This is a genomic window from Methanosarcina hadiensis (assembly GCF_046529725.1).
Lineage (GTDB): Archaea > Halobacteriota > Methanosarcinia > Methanosarcinales > Methanosarcinaceae > Methanosarcina > Methanosarcina hadiensis.
In genome coordinates this window covers 2791076-2808840 of sequence record NZ_CP136241.1, presented here as the reverse complement: position 1 = coordinate 2808840, position 17765 = coordinate 2791076, and the positions used below count along the sequence as shown (strand labels likewise).

Annotated in this window: 17 protein-coding genes and 1 CRISPR repeat array (1 of these 18 cut by a window edge); of the genes, 9 read left to right on the top strand and 8 right to left on the bottom strand. The window is 38.9% G+C overall.

What is annotated here, in order from left to right:
- Window positions 1–3732: direct repeats of the CRISPR family, unit length 37 nt; unit sequence ATTCGCGAGCAAGATCCATTAAAACAAGGATTGAAAC; it reaches 2110 nt to the left of the window's first position.
- A gap of 277 nt (window positions 3733–4009) precedes the next feature.
- Window positions 4010–4585: a hypothetical protein gene (locus RSJ42_RS11935; protein WP_410507508.1), complete on the bottom strand. Its 576-nt coding sequence runs from the start codon at window positions 4583–4585 to the stop codon at window positions 4010–4012.
- Between the two features lie 537 nt (window positions 4586–5122).
- Here RSJ42_RS11935 and RSJ42_RS11930 point away from each other — a divergent pair.
- The gene (locus RSJ42_RS11930) at window positions 5123–5434 is read left to right on the top strand and encodes a hypothetical protein (RefSeq protein WP_410507507.1); all 312 of its coding nucleotides are present in this window, start codon (window positions 5123–5125) and stop codon (window positions 5432–5434) included.
- A gap of 103 nt (window positions 5435–5537) precedes the next feature.
- Here the strand turns inward: RSJ42_RS11930 and RSJ42_RS11925 are convergent, their stop codons facing one another.
- Window positions 5538–5807, bottom strand: coding sequence for a type II toxin-antitoxin system RelE family toxin (locus tag RSJ42_RS11925; RefSeq protein WP_410507506.1), 270 nt, complete (start codon window positions 5805–5807; stop codon window positions 5538–5540).
- A complete protein-coding gene (locus tag RSJ42_RS11920) occupies window positions 5797–6012 on the bottom strand; it encodes a hypothetical protein (RefSeq protein WP_410507505.1) in 216 nt (71 codons plus the stop codon). The genes RSJ42_RS11925 and RSJ42_RS11920 overlap by 11 nt, the downstream gene beginning before the upstream one ends.
- Window positions 6013–6188: 176 nt before the next feature.
- Here RSJ42_RS11920 and RSJ42_RS11915 point away from each other — a divergent pair, with 176 nt between their 5' ends.
- The 3 genes from RSJ42_RS11915 to RSJ42_RS11905 all read left to right on the top strand — a co-directional run bounded on the left by RSJ42_RS11915 (window position 6189) and on the right by RSJ42_RS11905 (window position 7517).
- Window positions 6189–6368 (top strand): hypothetical protein, encoded by a 180-nt coding sequence (locus RSJ42_RS11915; protein WP_410507504.1) that lies wholly within the window; start codon window positions 6189–6191, stop codon window positions 6366–6368.
- A 68-nt stretch (window positions 6369–6436) separates the two neighbouring features.
- Entirely contained in the window at window positions 6437–6835 is a 399-nt protein-coding gene (locus tag RSJ42_RS11910; RefSeq protein ID WP_410507503.1) for a YybH family protein, read from the top strand.
- A gap of 181 nt (window positions 6836–7016) precedes the next feature.
- Window positions 7017–7517 carry a GNAT family N-acetyltransferase gene (locus RSJ42_RS11905; RefSeq protein ID WP_410507502.1) on the top strand — a complete coding sequence of 167 codons (501 nt, stop codon included), beginning with the start codon at window positions 7017–7019 and terminating at the stop codon, window positions 7515–7517.
- 216 nt (window positions 7518–7733) lie between these two features.
- On the opposite strand, the gene RSJ42_RS11900 is transcribed toward RSJ42_RS11905, so the two are convergent.
- Window positions 7734–8522, bottom strand: a complete 789-nt coding sequence (locus tag RSJ42_RS11900) for an epoxyqueuosine reductase (RefSeq protein ID WP_410507501.1) — start codon at window positions 8520–8522, stop codon at window positions 7734–7736.
- Window positions 8523–10112: 1590 nt separating this feature from the next.
- On the opposite strand from RSJ42_RS11900, the gene RSJ42_RS11895 reads away from it, so the two are divergent.
- From RSJ42_RS11895 to RSJ42_RS11880, 4 genes are all read left to right on the top strand, one after another.
- Window positions 10113–10433, top strand: a complete 321-nt coding sequence (locus RSJ42_RS11895) for a hypothetical protein (protein ID WP_410507500.1) — start codon at window positions 10113–10115, stop codon at window positions 10431–10433.
- 76 nt (window positions 10434–10509) lie between these two features.
- Complete coding sequence (locus tag RSJ42_RS11890; protein WP_410507499.1) at window positions 10510–11361, top strand: UbiA family prenyltransferase; 852 nt, start codon at window positions 10510–10512, stop codon at window positions 11359–11361.
- 534 nt (window positions 11362–11895) lie between these two features.
- Window positions 11896–12186 (top strand): hypothetical protein, encoded by a 291-nt coding sequence (locus RSJ42_RS11885; RefSeq protein WP_410507498.1) that lies wholly within the window; start codon window positions 11896–11898, stop codon window positions 12184–12186.
- A gap of 806 nt (window positions 12187–12992) precedes the next feature.
- The gene (locus RSJ42_RS11880; RefSeq protein ID WP_410507497.1) at window positions 12993–14192 is read left to right on the top strand and encodes a PGF-pre-PGF domain-containing protein; all 1200 of its coding nucleotides are present in this window, start codon (window positions 12993–12995) and stop codon (window positions 14190–14192) included.
- A 429-nt stretch (window positions 14193–14621) separates the two neighbouring features.
- Here RSJ42_RS11880 and RSJ42_RS11875 read toward each other — a convergent pair whose 3' ends face one another.
- The 4 genes from RSJ42_RS11875 to RSJ42_RS11860 form a co-directional block, all read right to left on the bottom strand.
- Window positions 14622–15020: a cupin domain-containing protein gene (locus RSJ42_RS11875; RefSeq protein WP_410507496.1), complete on the bottom strand. Its 399-nt coding sequence runs from the start codon at window positions 15018–15020 to the stop codon at window positions 14622–14624.
- A gap of 747 nt (window positions 15021–15767) precedes the next feature.
- The gene (locus RSJ42_RS11870; RefSeq protein ID WP_410507495.1) at window positions 15768–16169 is read right to left on the bottom strand and encodes an ester cyclase; all 402 of its coding nucleotides are present in this window, start codon (window positions 16167–16169) and stop codon (window positions 15768–15770) included.
- A gap of 117 nt (window positions 16170–16286) precedes the next feature.
- Window positions 16287–16490: an alpha/beta fold hydrolase gene (locus RSJ42_RS11865; protein ID WP_410507494.1), complete on the bottom strand. Its 204-nt coding sequence runs from the start codon at window positions 16488–16490 to the stop codon at window positions 16287–16289.
- Window positions 16491–16564: 74 nt separating this feature from the next.
- Window positions 16565–16849 (bottom strand): hypothetical protein, encoded by a 285-nt coding sequence (locus RSJ42_RS11860; RefSeq protein ID WP_410507493.1) that lies wholly within the window; start codon window positions 16847–16849, stop codon window positions 16565–16567.
- 280 nt (window positions 16850–17129) lie between these two features.
- Between RSJ42_RS11860 and RSJ42_RS11855 the strand changes: the two genes are divergently transcribed.
- Entirely contained in the window at window positions 17130–17417 is a 288-nt protein-coding gene (locus RSJ42_RS11855) for a hypothetical protein (RefSeq protein ID WP_410507492.1), read from the top strand.
- Window positions 17418–17765 lie beyond the last annotated feature (348 nt).

Genomic DNA, 17765 nt, shown 5'->3' with positions numbered 1-17765 from the left:
CGAGCAAGATCCATTAAAACAAGGATTGAAACACGTTCACCTGTCTTGAGATCTGTTAATGTTTCGTATTCGCGAGCAAGATCCATTAAAACAAGGATTGAAACAAAAATTCAACTGGTAACGGAATGAAAGACGGTAATTCGCGAGCAAGATCCATTAAAACAAGGATTGAAACACTAATCAGTCCGAAGTTTGCGCGGCTTCTGTGGATAAATTCGCGAGCAAGATCCATTAAAACAAGGATTGAAACTCATACCTCAATAATTAAATGACACGTATCTTATATATATTCGCGAGCAAGATCCATTAAAACAAGGATTGAAACTATGGAATCATTCTCTTACTTACAATCCTGATTATTATTCGCGAGCAAGATCCATTAAAACAAGGATTGAAACAAAAAAGAATCTTAGCCCCCGGAACACAACACATAATTCGCGAGCAAGATCCATTAAAACAAGGATTGAAACTAAGCGATATTCAGACGAGATCGGATCTTGTGTATATTCGCGAGCAAGATCCATTAAAACAAGGATTGAAACTCCGAGAACAAATTTAAACCAGTTGCCATGATATACTATTCGCGAGCAAGATCCATTAAAACAAGGATTGAAACAAAAGGCTGTAGCCAATACCGCATCTATAATAGGAGTATTCGCGAGCAAGATCCATTAAAACAAGGATTGAAACTCATCAAGTTCACCCCACGCCTTACTATATTCTTTATTCGCGAGCAAGATCCATTAAAACAAGGATTGAAACTCATCAAGTTCACCCCACGCCTTACTATATTCTTTATTCGCGAGCAAGATCCATTAAAACAAGGATTGAAACATAATCTCGTACTCTCTATTTCAATGGAATTATCATATTCGCGAGCAAGATCCATTAAAACAAGGATTGAAACATAGGAAGTTTTTGTCAGGAAATCACCTTTTTATAATTCGCGAGCAAGATCCATTAAAACAAGGATTGAAACAAAATGATTCAGTATTGCCTAATTGTTTTCCAGTAAGATTCGCGAGCAAGATCCATTAAAACAAGGATTGAAACGTTGAAACCGTTAACATTTTAGTTCAAGAACTTGAAATTCGCGAGCAAGATCCATTAAAACAAGGATTGAAACCGTTGGGGATATGCAGAGAAGCACATAACTTATCAAAAATTCGCGAGCAAGATCCATTAAAACAAGGATTGAAACCCGAACGAAAAAAATATACATCTCACCTTCAGGCCATTCGCGAGCAAGATCCATTAAAACAAGGATTGAAACACATAAAATATACAAATGGTACAGTATTCAAGACTATTCGCGAGCAAGATCCATTAAAACAAGGATTGAAACATACAGATAAATTCTTTTTAAATACTTTTTACAAGAATTCGCGAGCAAGATCCATTAAAACAAGGATTGAAACAAGGTCATTAACATGCCAGAAAATCCCGAATCTCATATTCGCGAGCAAGATCCATTAAAACAAGGATTGAAACAGTCATTCAGTCAACGTCCTCGCTGAAGAGTTTGATTCGCGAGCAAGATCCATTAAAACAAGGATTGAAACCAGATGCAGCGAATAACTTTGCAGGAGGGCGACTGCATTCGCGAGCAAGATCCATTAAAACAAGGATTGAAACATATTCGGATACCGTTTAGACTTTTACCTTTTAGAATTCGCGAGCAAGATCCATTAAAACAAGGATTGAAACAAAATGCATTCGGATTCTTCTTAAGATCTATTTTAAATTCGCGAGCAAGATCCATTAAAACAAGGATTGAAACAAAATTTTACAGACTCAGATAACTATTTAAATAAGATTCGCGAGCAAGATCCATTAAAACAAGGATTGAAACATGAGTGACGAAAAAGTACCAACCGATGATTACGAATTCGCGAGCAAGATCCATTAAAACAAGGATTGAAACATGGCGAGCTCAGGGAAGAAATGACTTCCACAGTAATTCGCGAGCAAGATCCATTAAAACAAGGATTGAAACAGTGAAGTACATCACAAATGGAGGTTCAGGGGGATTATTCGCGAGCAAGATCCATTAAAACAAGGATTGAAACCTGCCACGCTGCAAACGAGTGTCCCGGGTTTCAACAATTCGCGAGCAAGATCCATTAAAACAAGGATTGAAACAAAAATATGAAACAGACAACGCTTGAAGATACTGGAATTCGCGAGCAAGATCCATTAAAACAAGGATTGAAACATATCCTGATACCGTTTACGCTTTTCCCTTTCAGAATTCGCGAGCAAGATCCATTAAAACAAGGATTGAAACATATTCTAAACAAGGAATTCACCGACACCGGACTAATTCGCGAGCAAGATCCATTAAAACAAGGATTGAAACATTCTGGCATTGGCTCAGTTCATGAAATTAGACGAATTCGCGAGCAAGATCCATTAAAACAAGGATTGAAACACTGTTTCAGTTCAATTACGTAATTCAGGATCTTATTCGCGAGCAAGATCCATTAAAACAAGGATTGAAACAGAGATCGATTATAGACACTGTTACAAAAAACAAAATTCGCGAGCAAGATCCATTAAAACAAGGATTGAAACGAACGTTGCCCGAAATTAGAGATAATACAGATCCCATTCGCGAGCAAGATCCATTAAAACAAGGATTGAAACTCCGGCATATTGAGCGGCGGGTTTACCGTTCTCATATTCGCGAGCAAGATCCATTAAAACAAGGATTGAAACAAAACGGAATCAAGACCGATGAAACTATACTGGGAATTCGCGAGCAAGATCCATTAAAACAAGGATTGAAACACCACGTACCCCCGCAAGCGAATAGACCATTATTGATTCGCGAGCAAGATCCATTAAAACAAGGATTGAAACAATCCATTGGAAAAAATAATCGCCGAAGCGATACTATTCGCGAGCAAGATCCATTAAAACAAGGATTGAAACTCCGGCATATTGAGCGGCGGGTTTACCGTTCTCATTTATTCGCGAGCAAGATCCATTAAAACAAGGATTGAAACAATAAATTCCCCCGCGATTGAAATTACAGTCTCTAAATTCGCGAGCAAGATCCATTAAAACAAGGATTGAAACACAAAAAACAAATTGGTACGCCTCTGGCGGCTCGGATTCGCGAGCAAGATCCATTAAAACAAGGATTGAAACAAACTCCACTTTCTAAAAGAATTTCTATGCCGGCTGATTCGCGAGCAAGATCCATTAAAACAAGGATTGAAACAAGGATAGGCAGGGGTAAACGCCTATCCTTAGGGTATTCGCGAGCAAGATCCATTAAAACAAGGATTGAAACAACAAAAACGAGAGCTTAAGACATTTCACTATCTCAAAATTCGCGAGCAAGATCCATTAAAACAAGGATTGAAACTGAACTATATAATACAAGTGAGCGTAGGGAGAACGATTCGCGAGCAAGATCCATTAAAACAAGGATTGAAACTTATAAATATTGATGACAAAAATAGATGTTTCCGAATTCGCGAGCAAGATCCATTAAAACAAGGATTGAAACACACATTTAATCATCTCCAAGCTCGAGCCATACAATTCGCGAGCAAGATCCATTAAAACAAGGATTGAAACCATATTTGGCTGCTTTAGATTTATTCACAAAGACAATTCGCGAGCAAGATCCATTAAAACAAGGATTGAAACAGGATTCAGGATTGACCCACGCGAAGGCGAAAGCGATTCGCGAGCAAGATCCATTAAAACAAAGATTGAAACATGACCTGAATCTGATAGTTGCTCCAAAACGGCTCTTCAATCTTTCGAATGGTTAACTTAAATTTTCCTGGTGTAGAAGTAGCATGCACAAAATATAGGAACAATTGTTGAAAATCACATTCGAGCTTGATGTTCTCAATTTGATCTGAACACATTTTAACCAGGCAATTATTTTCAACCCACACAAAATAGCGAAGAGCCACAAACCTACCAGGGCAACTACAAAAAAGGAAATAATGGCGATAATAATAGTTTTTATTTTTGGTTTATTCAATTGTTAATTTTTTATAGATCTCAACCGCTTTTTGAAATAAAACACGTTCAATCCGACAACGCAGACGAGCGTCCAGGCGATCAGGAGTTCGGTCTGCTCCCTCGAAAAAAGTCCCACGAGAATCCCGACAAAGGCCCACCAGTGGGTGGCGAACACCACGGCGTTGCGCTTGCTTTGATAGAGTGCGTAGCCCGCAGAGAGCGCCGCGAGAAGCACGAGGAGCATTTGAAGATAGATTCCGAGCTTGGAGCTACTCTGGATGCCAAAGGAAAAAGCATACACGCCGATATTAGCGAGCACCGCAACGCTTGACCACCCCAGATACATCCCGACTCCGCCCTGCAGGAATAGCTTCTCCTGGATATTCGCAAAACCCTGTTCCAATAGTCGGGGAAACGCCTTGAGCAAAGCGAAGTACATAAAGAGGAAAATGAGCACCGTCAACAGCAGCATTTCCCGCTCAGCCGCCATGAGCCAGAGGGTAAAACAGACGTATACCGACGAGAGCCAGAGATACACCGGCCTTGAAAATGTCCATGTGCCAAAGAGATGCAGCAGCGCGTAGATGCTTGAAAACATGGTTATCACTCCCCAAATGGCAAAAGTATACCCGGCTGGGGTGATGAGCAGTTCATTGAAATTACTGCCTCCGCTAAAAGACGAGAAAAAAATGCTGAAAATCTGCGAAACTGCTGTGACAAAAAAGATGATTTTATAGATTAGCATATTGTTATGGTTGGATGTTCATAGCATTTTAATTATTCTGCCCAAGGTTTGGCGATGTTTTTTTGAGTTTTTTGCCCGTAAATTTCAATCAGCATTTTGGCGTACTCGACGAGCATCCGCCCGGCTTCGATATCCTCCACAATTTTTTTAGGATGGTGAGAGACTGGAGAGGGATTTCATATTCATTAATATTATTTGGCGAAATATTACCTTGGTCTCCGCCGTCTGAAGCTACCTGAAAATAGTCGTAAAATCCATTAGAAAATAATATGACTTCAAAAAACTTTTGAAGTTTTTGTTCATTTGGTCTTACGAGACCAACGCGCTAATTGAGAAGCAAACTATTAATTTGAGAAACAGATTCGAGAACAAGATCCATTAAAACAAGAATTGAAACAAGGCCTTCAGGAAATAATCAAGGAGAAGGATAAGAGTATAGAACGCCTCGAAAATAACCTTATGAAAGCAGGCCAGAGAGAAGATGACCTTAAACAAATGCACAATAACTATTTCCCCCAAATACAAACGCTAATCAATCAGAAGGCCATAGGAAGCCCGAAGGAAGCAACCAGGAAAAACCGGAAGAAACAGGAATTAACCAGGAAGAAAATAAGAAATTCCAGGAAGAAAGTAAACCCCCACAGGAGAAGAACAGCAGGCAGCATAAAAAGAAGAGAAAGCACAAATAGAAAAAATCTGTAAAAACTGCAATCAGCCTTTCTTCACCGATAACGAGAAAAGGGAAACATGCTCAGACCGGTGCAGATCTGTGTTTTCGAGAAAAAACAGAAAAGGAAGATAATGATTAGTCAAGCCGGCTATATTTCTTATGAGCCTGTTCAGACGTCAGGATATCAAAAACAATAATTTGCTTCTTTTCAAAATCAACTGTATAGAAAGCTCTGTAATTTCCGATTCGAAAGCGGTAAATGTCTTCCCTGTAGCCTTCGATTCTGCACTTATTACCACCTTGAAATACATCTTGTAGCTCTTTTAAAGCTTCTACAATTTGCTTTTTTCTTTCTGCGGGCAGGTCATCTAAAACCTTTGACTTGATAAAAACATCAAAGGTCATCTATACTCACGTATTCGTCGCGGTGTTCTTCAAAGTGTTTTTTAGCTTCTTCCGCTATTCGGTCTATGTTCAATCGGTATAGATGTTCTTTATGTTCTTCGATAAGCTGCCGGATTACTTTATTGTAATCGTCTCCCATCCTTCCAATGGATCTCAATTCGTCTCTGGTTTCTGTTGTTATCTGGATTGTAGTGGTTTCAGGCATGATAACTACTATAGCGGCTATATTATTTATAAATGATCAATCAGTTTTTAAGTGTGAACTACCACTCAGCGAAAAGTAAGAACCTTTGTAGCTGTGCGCACATAGAACGACTCGTCATCAATCACAAGAACAGGAAGACCACGGCCCCCGGGTAAGCTTCAATGAGGTAAAGTAAGATGAAACCTGACATGTTCGCAGGCATAGGGAGGCTTCAGGTTAGGAATATTCGCGAGCGAGATCCATTAAAACAAGGATTGAAACTTAGCATTACATTAAATCCAAACTTTATGAAAGTTGAAGGTAGTGAAGTTAGTAAGCCAGGTGCTCAAACATGGAGAAATTGCCAGAAGGTTTAACGTCTCTAGAGTGGAATTATTAACTGTCTCATAATTATATGATATAATCGGCTGGTACGGTAACCGATATGAATGGACAGAGTAAAGATATAGCCGCGATTAAGAATCTTGCACAGGAATGGAACACTGGCTGGGACCGCAGCGACACGGAAGCACTGCTCTCATTATACACAGATGATCCCGTATTGATTCCTCAGGGGCAGCCAGAGGTGATAGGGAAGGATGCCATTCGTTCACTTTACAGTTTACTTTTTGCAGAATTTGCAGTCAAGGGGAATGGCAGGGCAGTGAAGGTGGAGACGTCCGGTAATCTTGGGTATTTCTGGAGTAGTTATACTTTGACGGCTACGCCAAAAGCTGGAGGAGATCAAATTAAAGGCGAAGGCAGGTCGGTTTTTATTGTGAAGCGCCAGGAGGACGATTCCTGGAAGATTGCCCTCTTGATCGATAATTGTGACCGGGAATGATCAACGATTGGGTAACTTGCTGCCAGAGAAATACTTCAAATCTTCCTTTTGTTCGTGAGCAAGATCCACAAAAAACACCAAGATACAATTGCTATCGATTTTTCTAATTGTTGTTATCCCCAAATTACAAAGAAAGAAACCAGGCAAAATCTCATTAATCATATTTGTAATAAGAGATATTATGGATAGTTTGAAGGGTGGAGACATTACGGTACGCACACAAAAGCCTGGTGATGCTGCATATATAGCTTACAGGCATTGCATTCTTTATGAGAAGGAATACGGGCTTTGCGGGACTTTTGAGCAGTATGTGCTGGATAGCCTGGTTAAATATCTCGAGCGCAGGTCTGACGGGGAAATCTGGGCCGCAGAGTGCAATGGCCAGATTATAGGCACAATAGGAGTTGTCGGCACAGACAGAAATACTGCGCAGCTCAGGTGGTTTTTAATAGAGCCGGAATTTCGCGGAGCGGGTTTAGGCAGGCAGCTGATGACCACAGCACTCGACTACTGCAAGCAAAAAAAGTTCAGTCGAGTGTTCCTGTGGACAATGCAGGGGTTGGAGGTTGCATATCACTTATACGGCAGCTTTGGATTTATTCCTGTAGAACAGGTCGAAAGTAATACATGGAAAAGTGGTGTAATAGAAGAGCGCTGGGAACTTTTATTAAAATCTATGTAATTCTATGTAAAACTGGCAATCCTGTTAATTCTGCTATGTGTTTTTTAATACTTTTTCCGTGCGTATCCAAATCATTGAATCAAATATTCAATTAAATAATAAGTATTTAATGAAACAAATAATAAGTATTTAATGAAACAGGTAAAAATAAAAAAGAAAAATGAAAGAAGAAAGTAAACACGTTTATATAGCCCATTACTATTGATTCTGGGCTTTTCACTCTTTAATGAGACCTCTTTTTGCAGGGATCACCTTCTCGTCTACTACTTTTCCGTAGGGACAAATAAGGTTACATATTGTGCACTCCATGAAACCCCTTTCAGTTATTCTCCTGATTTTTTTCTCCCATTTGGGATCTATATCTTTCTCAAGTTCATGAGAGACCACGCACTTATCATAATTTACCTTTTCACCTGCGGGTACTCCTTGGGAAGGCCCAGGTATGATAGCATTGTAAGGACATGCATTAACACATAGAGATTCTTTCTGGCAAAGTGGTTGTTCAGCACAGAGGTTTCTTGCGAAAGGCTCATCAGGTTCGAGTTCAGCTGTAGTGAGCATTGCAACCCAGCGTACTCTCGGGCCGTATTCTGGGGTTATAACCAGAGTGTTATGCCCTATAAAACCAAGCCCTGCAAGATAAGCAGCTACTTTTACATGCAGGGAATGTGTGGGAATAGCCTTTATTTCTTTGTCTTCCCAGAGCCACTGGGCAATTCTCCATGCCCTTGTCTCAACAGTTTCATAATAGAGATTATAATACTCAGCTTCGCCTCCGCTGAAGTCTCCTGTTCCGGGTGTGCTTATAGCAGCATTCATACCTTCGTCCCAAATTACCATACCCATGACTATAAGGGATTTAGCCTCAGGCATGATCTCAGATGGACGGGAAAGTCCTCTGCCTGGAGGAAATTCAACTTTCTCTACCTCAGCAATATTAGAAACTCCAAAAAGCTGGAATCCGCCGCTAAGAGCCTTATTTCTAATTTCATTTTTCAGAGCCATTTTTTACCTCTCTATAAGTTTTACTGGCTGCAAATAGATAAAAAATGAAAATATGGGGTGGAAAACTATTTGCAACAAATTCAGCTTAATATCATAATGAGTGTTGACCTATTTTTAGTTTTATATAAAAGAGTTATATCTATAGATGATACTGGTAATCTTAAACTTTTACTATTTATACACAGCCACTACCGACTAATTTTATCAAATCCTTAACAGCATGTATAAAAACAATTCTTGCTTATTTTGCGGCCATCTCCATATTACTACTCGTATCAAAAAAAGCTTTGAAATAAATCGACTATTTGAGCCAGTATTTGATTACAAGCCAGTAATTATTATAAGCCAGTAATTATAAACCAGATTTTGATTATAAGCCAGTTTTTTCTGTTAAGTAATCAAATTATTAGGGCGCAAAAGACATATTGTTTACATAATCCTGATGCATTAGAGGTTATTACAAATAATATTCTAAGCCTCTTGGAAAATTTATCTCATAAATATATTAAAATTACACTGGCAAACTTCACGCAAGTGAAATAGCATATTACACAGAGCGATCTTCATTTATCTAACAGCAAAGAGCCTCTGCATTTTGTTAAAAACAGTCTCCTTACCATTTTTACCTTAAAATAGCGCTAGCATCACAGCACTGTAATCAGAATTGCCTACTTTCTGATATCTTCAGTTATATTAATAGATTTGTGATTTCGAAATTGTTAATTTCATCACTACAAAAAGGATGGAATAGAAAGAATATTCACAATTATGATGCATTAATAACACGACACTAATATCATTAATCTATAAAGTTCAAAACACATTTGTCAAACATTTTGTCAAACACTAAATGCCGTCTAGTTCCTCGATATCAAAAATTCTTGTAGAAAAAGGCTTTTGGAATCTTTTAGTGATCCATAGGACTTAGTCCCATTTTATGTAATTTAGTACTGTACTTAGTAAGTTATTACTCATTTAAGTCATTACTCAGTTAAATTATTTTAATCAAGTTACTACTTATTTAAGTTATTACTCAGTTAAATTACTTTAATCAAGCTATTACTCATTTAAGTTATTACTTAGTTAAATTACTTTAATCAAGTTACTACTTAGCTGAGTTACATCCCTCCTTTGTACGATTCTTCATACATTGGGGACTGAACCTATGGATCAACTATACAACTGTACTAAAAGGTATAAGTAGATATCGATAGGAAAAGAAATTATTTCTTGCACAAGAAAAAATTGAGAGAATAAACTATTGCCTTAGAGCTTATCCCAAAACCAGTTTTATTCTAAAAAATAGTAAAGCTTCAGAATTATTTCCATAATCTGAAACTCGATTGATTAATCGGATTACGGGATTTGGAGAAGCTATTTTGAGTTTTGGGATCAGCTAATAGTCTAAAAATCAATTCTACAGATAGCATTTTTTCTCATTTGTCACTTTCGCGAATATAGTATTTAGATATTCGTGAGCAAGATCCACTAAAACAAGAATTAAAACTTGAGACGTTTGTTACCTTTCTGAAAAATTAGATAATTAAAATTAAGTTTATATACATCAGTAAACATGGGGTTGATACAGGGATGATCCATGAAACCGGATTGAATGGCAGAAGAAACCAGGCAATAAAGGAAATACTCGAAGAGATGCTATCCAGTGAGCCTGAACGTGAATATTACTTTAACGCTGCTGATGGCACAATAACCATGAACATAAACAGGACTGGCTATCCAGAAGAGGTAAATGTTAGCTGGTTTACAATTGACCCATTACATTACCCTGTGTTCAATGAAAATAATGAATATCTCGGTGCAATTCTCAGTCAGCGCGGTTTCATGAACATGGAAAGGCTGGCAGAAGCTGTGAGGAAAGCAAGAGCAAAAATGGCAAGATATCCATGGTAACTGGGACTGATAGAAAAATGTGGTAAATGCAGGTAAGTAAAAAAGATCTGAACTCCTTACAGAGTCTGATACCGTTATGTTCAAAAAAAGAATGCTGGGGCTTTTTCGCTTATTCCGTTTCGAACTGCCGTTAACCGCAGGAGTATGCGTGATACTTGGAGAATTACTGGCACTGGGCACGTTTCCAACCACAGCAGAGATTGTACTGGGGTTTCTGAGCTTCTTTTTTATTTCGGCTGCAGCCCTGATCCTTAATGACTATTTTGATCTCGAAACCGACAAAATAAATGCGCTTGAGATGCCGCTTCCTGCAGGCCTTGTTACCGGGAGTGATGTTATTTTACTTTCCATTGCGGTGACAATTCTCGGGTTTATCACAGGCTACCTGATCGGTTTTGAGGCTTTGTTAGCAGTTGTCCTGGTCTGGGCAGTGGGCTTTCTTTACAACTGGCGGTTTAAAAAGGCTGGTTTTATTGGAAACCTGATGGTCAGCTTTTCTGTAGGTATGACTTTTATTTTTGGCGGCATAACAGTAGATAGGCCATTTGAAATAATTGTCTGGTTTTTCGCAATCACAGTATCTCTTATAAATTTAGGAGAAGAAATTGCAGCAGATGCAATGGATATTGAAGGAGACCGTAAAGCAGGGACCCGTTCTTTAGCCCTGGTTTTCGGCCGCGAAAAAGCATTGAAGATAAGCGGGGCTATTTTCTTACTGGTAGTTGCTGCGGGCAGCTTGCCGTTTTTATTGGGCTGGCTAGAATTGATTTATCTGTTTCCCATTTTACTGATGAATGCAGTCATTCTGTATTCAACGAGTAAACTGTTAGACTCGAGAATAGTTAATCGGCGAATTTATATCCGCTGGATATACCTGAGCGGGTTAGTGGCATTCTTAATTTTCATAATCATCCGGATGGTCAGGTGAACGCACAAAACTATTCCAGGGAAATAATTAATCCCTGAATACTGTTGCGTTTCTCCACAACTTCTACTCTTTAACCTTTACACGTCGGCAGGAGTTCAATAATTAAGCGTTGAAGAAACCGGGGTCCCTGACTGTTTATAGCAGGATTTCTAAAAGAGGTTTTTAAAAGAGGGCTAAACTGTATAAGCTCATTTATTATAAAAAACTATAAATATAATTCGTGAACAAGATGCACAAATAAGGATTGAAACATGGAGTGAATGGGAATCATTCCAGCACATTCAGTATCGCTAGGAGGAGCCACTAATATAAGGGTTGAATTCGGCATTCGGTCAACGGGACCTTCTCGATGCGCATATATTTGCCAGCAAAATCCTAAAAGTTCGAGACTGTTTAAAGTTGTTTGAGATTGTTTAAGGTTGTTAAGATTATTTAAGATTATTTAAGATTATTTAAGATTGTTTAAGATTATTTGAGATTTTTAGAAATTTATACAAAACAAGGTTTGATTTAATAATAAAACGGAAGGGAAAAATGATAGAAACTATCTGGATAATCATACCAAATTTAATAGCATCATACATGGTCATGGTCAATAAAGCATTCCATGCCAATGTGATTTACTGTTTCGGTTATCTTTTATTCATCTGGCATAATTACAATTCCGGTGACAGTTCACAGATGATTTATTTCACAATTTTAGAGATAATGTCAATTGTCGGGGTCTTTTTATATCTGTATTCTACCAGGAAAAATCTTGGGATTAATAACAGGAAAAACAGTGACAAAAAGCTAGTCGATAAAAAGCTGGTCAGGGCAAGGTAATTGTTCAGGGCAAGGTAATAATACTATAAGTCTCGGCCCACAACCATAAACAGAGTAATCAGTATCCGGCAGTAAAATTAAGGACCGGGCAAAAAACACCAAAACTTTCTATTATTCCTTTTCTGGGGTAACTATTCAGCCTATCCAAACGAGTCAATTGATATTGATTTTGATGAACTCGAGGAGTTAGAGAACTAACCAATGAGAATTGAAAAAACGAGATCAATCGCCGACAATCAAAGAAAATCGATTCATTGAAATTTATCAATTGAACTCGAGTGAAGATGGCGATTGATGTTGTTTTATATAGGCTGAATAGTTACTTTCTGGGAAGAGTAAATACTGAAATAAGTAGTCAAGATGCCCGTAAAGATTATTTTTAATTGATCTATTTATTTTTAATTGATCTATTCCGAAGACCCAGAATATATATTCTCTTCCCATTGACAGTTAGATTTTTCTTGAAGCCCGGATCCCAGCAATTCCTTCTAATTCTGACAATCTGCGCAATTGATCCTGGACAATATCGCTGCTATTGATCGTGGGCAATCATTGATTATCAACAATATCACTGCTATTGATCCTGCTGTACTTAGAAATTGATCGGTATGAAGATATTCAAAAGCTTCTCAGTCTATGGAAACAACAATCCAGAGTACATTATACGCGCACCTAAGAGTGAAGATTTTGTTAACTGAATCAGGTTGGGTCCGGAAAAAATAAATATTAATTTATATAGTGGGATCAATAATGGGATCAAAAAACATACGGGTGTTATTCTGACTGCAAAAAGGATATTCTTTATTTTGTTTACAGTAGCTCTCGCACTTCAGGTTATTGCTGTCAGTGCGGTTGCTTCAGCTTTTTATGCCAATGATCGTTCTCTGGTGTCTCCAGAGAACCCTGAACCGACTCCAGAACCTTCCCCTGCTCCGGCTCCTGGTCCTGAACCAACTCCCGATCCTGCTCCTGTTCCGGTTCCCGATCCTGAACCTACTCCTGACCCTGAACCAACCCCTGATCCTGATCCAACTACCGAACCTACTCCTGATCCAACCCCGGAACCTACTCCTGATCATAAACCCACGCCCGATCCAACTCCCGAACCAACTCCCGAACCAACTCCCGAACCAACTCCCGATCCAACTCCCGATCCAACTCCGAAACCAACTCCCAAGCCTACTCCCGCACCTGCTCCACAGCCAGCCCCTGCTCCTGAACCTACTCCCATACCAGTTCCTGATCCAGAACCGTCTACAGAACCTGAACCTGCACCAGCTTCTGAGCTAGCTCCTGCTCCCGAGAACAGTAAAAGCAGCAATGATGGGAATAGCGGTGGAAGTGGAAGCGGCAAGTCTCCTGAACTCTCAAGGAATATCGATTCGAAGGAGATTTGCCAGCTCTTCATTAAGGGCGGTGAGGCTGTCAGGTTTGAATTTAAGAAAAACGCAACCTGTGTTGTATATGTGGGATTTGATGCGGTTGAAGATGCAGGCAAAACCACAGCCACTGTTGAACAGTTGAAAGAGAAATCCGTCCTTGTATCAGAGCTGCCTGAAGGAGAGATCTATAGATCCTTTAATGTGTGGGTAGGAAAAGCCGGGTATTCAACTTCAAATAAAGTAAAAAATCCTGTCCTGAGTTTCAAAGTAGATAAGGCATGGATTCAGGAAAAGGATATAGATCCGGCCTCCATAACGCTTAACCGGTACGAAAAAAGAGTCTGGGTGCCTCTGTCCGCCGAGCTGACAGGAGAGAGCGATGAGCATCTGTACTTCACCGCAGACGTTCCCGGGTATGCGACTTTTGTGGTTACAGGCAATAGCACACAGCAGGTATCGGAAGAAAATAGCCAGATTTCTGCTGAAAGCAGATCCGTGGGTGGAATTCTGTGGGGAAACCTCGAAAAGGGAGAGTATGAAACGGACAGAATTGCTTTACTGGGCATCGTGGTCGTTGTATCTCTATTAGTAGTCGTGGTTCTGTTGAAAAGTATGAAAGACTAAAGCATGAGATTACAAAGATACGTAAACACAGTATGACATCCTGGCAAATCAGTGATTTTGCTCAGAATAATCTCAATACCACATAACTGTGAGCATAGCGTAACAATAGATGTATTAATGATTCAGGGATTGTTTCACAATCTCTGAATTTCATTTCTTCGCCTTTGGACAGGTGGTAAAGGACAGCAGGCTGGTGCTGTAAGCTTATGCAATTATAAATGAAGGCTGATGTTTGCAAACAAATCTTACACTTATTTCTAAATAAAAAGAGAAATAAAAAGAAAATAAAAAGAAAATAAAAAGAAAATAAAAAGAAAATAAAAAAGCATAAAAAAAGCAAAAAAAAGTATAAAAAAGTTAAAACGCATATTTAAAAAAAATAACCGTTTTTTGCGTTATTAGAGATGGAATAATTCCAATCTTGCAATCTTATTCTGTGGTCACGCCGTCGAAGTCGGCTTCATTGGCCTCGGCTTCTTCCTTTGTGGCACGCACAATTCCGTCCTTGTGGTGAGCCGGAGAATAGATTGTGTAGAGTTTCAGTTCTTCAGTTTTTGAAGTGTTGATAATGTTGTGTTGAGCTCCGGCAGGCACAACGACTGCGACACCGTCACTGAGTTCGTATTCATTGCCGTCAATTATGCACTTGCCCTGGCCAGATTCAAAACGGAAAAACTGGTCGTTTTCTTCATGGACTTCCATTCCGATATCCTGCTCGGGCTTGAGGGTCATAAGTACAAGCTGGCTGTGCTTTGACGTGTACAGTACCTTGCGGAAATTCTCATTTTCCAGAGTCGCTTCTTCAATGTTAATAGAAAATCCTTTCATGTTCATTTAATTAATGGTTATTGTATATATTATTTTTCGATAACGAGGTTAACTAAAAAAAGGGTTAAAATATATTTTATCATGTTCGTTCCCTTGATTTTGACGGTTTCTTAATTTCGGTATATTGAATCATGAGCAGAAACCCAATTATCCACTGAATAAATATCTTCAAATTGAAACTAAACTCCATATATTAAATAAGCGTGTAATTATGATCTTTTTAAGATTATTCCAGCAGCCTTAATATCCTGGCTACGGAAGTGCGTCAGCAGCAGCCTTTTATGCAGGCAATAAAGCTAGATACAAAACAATTTAAAACGCGTAAACATAGCTAGTAGCGGTAACAGGATTAGGGTGGCAAATATCATACAACGTATATGTCTCTATATCTGGAAAATTTGTTAGTATATGGAACAGATTTCCCAAAGATAAACAGATTTGTGTAACACAGGGCTGAGAATGTTGTAGTGAGTTGTTCACTGTTCTCAATGAAATGATTGGGAAATGCCCATTGGAAATAGAATAAATATACGGATGGCTGATTATTAAATAGCCTGGTGGAAGCTCAAATTCTTTATATTTAGTTTCTTCCTGTTTCTCCTCTTCTCAAATCAATACTTGTCACTCGATATCTTCAAATTTTCTCCGAAAGATTATTCCCCTAAAGATTATTCCCCTTAATTATTATTCAAATTAAAGCCCTGAACTAATAACTTTTAATAAGTTCTAATAATGCATCAGTCCGGATTATCCCGTCATGTCGGCAACATTATAATACCGGTGTTCCTCGACAACTCTGTCCTGGTCGTTGAAAGTGGAAAACATGGCAATATCTACTTTTACTTTTTTACCTGTGGGAGGTACGTCACCCTCCGGGCTAACAAAGGGTCCCGTGTTTGTCCCCATTACTGTATACTCGATAGCAATAGTGTTATCTTTCTCAAGCATGTTGTGTGTTTCAACGCGAAGATCGGGGATAGCGCGAATTGTGTCTGCTGTATCTTTCTCGATTGCCTCACGTCCCCTGAGAGGCTCAAGGTACATAGGGTCATAAACCACAGCATCTTCAGCGTAATATTCAGCAGCTTCTCTGGAATTATGCCTGTTAATTGCATCTACTATTTTTTGATTGATCTCGGTTTTCGTCATAAGAAGACATTCTTCCGTTGAGATATATAATAATACGTTAATATAATACTGAGTTTAAATCAGTCCTTATAAGAATTGAGACAAACAACAATAGACGCCGAAATCCCTGCTCTGTTATTATTCCATCTCAATATGCTGGTTGATGAGAAAGCGCGCTACTTCTGCAATAAATAGTTCCGGCGCAGTATTCATCGCGACATGCTGCTGACCGGGCATCACGACTATTCTGCTGTTTGGGAGGGCTGCATCTATCTGTTTGATAAAATCTCTGTAAACTGGAGAGCTATCGCCTCCAAGAAGAAGCAGGGTAGGAGTTTTCACGGATCTGAACCTCTCCGGATTAAATGCGGGAAATCTTCAATCAGTTGTACCTCTCGTAGTATTGTATGCGCCTGCTACAAGACCAGTCGAGGCAGGCAATGAGCGGAGTTTGTCGAGTTCGTCGGGTGGTTCATGGCTACTTCAAGCATAAAAGTACTTACTCCGTCACGGTCACCTGCATTCAGCAGTTGCTGCATTTTATTTGCTACATCCGGAGGTATGGTTCCTTTCACACTGGGAAGAGGCGCTTTGTAGAGAATCAGTCTGTTGATGCTCTCCATTAGAAGTACCGTTTCAAGAGAACAGAATGCACCGAACGAATAACCGAGCAGGTTCACAGGTTGGCCGACTACATTCACAACCGTTACAATATCTTCGAATTCGCGCTCAACGCCTTATTCTCTGGAATATGTAATTGTCGTGTTGATAATAAGACGGTCCTGATTTCAGATTCTGAAATGATAGAAACTTATTATTATCTCTTGATCTGTTGCGGTTTTAAGTGCTATGAGGATTATACAAAAAAGATGTTCTATGTCCCTAGTAGAACACCATAAGCAAAACCCTATACACAAAGCTGAAAAAGTAAGCTAAGAAATAAAATCGTGTAATATCAGCAATTAGAACGTGTGATCCAACATGCCCAGAAAATACAGTAATAAGACAACCCACTTCGTCCTCCATGACGACGGTACATTCGATGTATATATAAATAAAAAATTCAAAGAATGCGGAATCTACGAGGAAACCCCGGATACTGTAAAATTAGACTATTACAAGCACACTTCAATATTCCAGAAGGAAGAAGGATGTTTAATTTCTGAGAACTTCAGGATCTGGATAGAAGACAGAGTAATGAATGTCCCTGGCGGTATTCTGAATAATGGGGTCTTTGTAGCTAACAATGAAAGTGGAAATACTATCTAAAAGATACTGAAAGAAACAGGTAATAGGCTGGCATTTAAAGTCAGGTTTTTTAGGGGTTTGGAATAGCCCCGGCTCTTAACCAGCCTGAATTTCTTTCATTCACCTGGTTTTTTCTCTTTTGAACTCTGTCATAGCCTCTGGTCTTTTTTAAAGAATTCATTCTTTCTGATCATTCAACCTCGGAAAAGTTGTTTGCTTCCTGAAAGTTGCTTAACTAATATTTCTTAAAATTTAACTAATATTTCTTAAAATACCTGACTCATATTTCTTGACTCATACTTCTTATTACTATATTTGTTTCAGTCAGTACCATCTCCCAACCAGTGTTTCAGTAAAAATCATAAAAAA